Origin of the sequence: Paracoccus sp. PAR01 (assembly GCF_014851995.1) — a bacterium.
GTDB lineage: Bacteria > Pseudomonadota > Alphaproteobacteria > Rhodobacterales > Rhodobacteraceae > Paracoccus > Paracoccus litorisediminis.
The window spans coordinates 1-381 of record NZ_JACVAW010000102.1; the positions used below are offsets into that span (position 1 = coordinate 1).

The window sequence follows — 381 nt, forward strand, 5'->3', positions numbered from 1 at the left end:
ATCCAAAACACCAAGCCGCCCAAGGGCGGCTTTCTGCATTCCAGCTCCCGAGAACCCCAATGCTGGACAGAAAACCCCACACAAATTACCAATCCTGAACCCAAAAGCCCGGAAACAACCAGGCACATCGCCAGAAAATCGGGACCAAGGATCATGACACTGCTCATCGTCGGCGCAGGACTCTCGGGCGCCGTCATCGCAAGAAAATCCGCCGAAGAGATTTCTATCCTTAAAGAGCGTTTCTAAAGGATAAAGGTAAGCGGCGCCTGTGCCCCACCTTCCGCATTTTCACGTGACCTGAGATTTCGCGCCTGATGGAGATTGGGCGGGAGTTTCGCGATGGCGACTACGGTGGAGTTTCTCAGGGACTATGGGGTGGAC

General features: G+C 54.6%; 1 protein-coding gene. It reads left to right on the top strand.

Going from position 1 to position 381, the window contains the following annotated elements:
* On the top strand, positions 1-246 hold a 246-nt coding region (locus IB235_RS25495), incomplete at its 5' end, for a hypothetical protein (protein WP_225612632.1).
* Positions 247-381 lie beyond the last annotated feature (135 nt).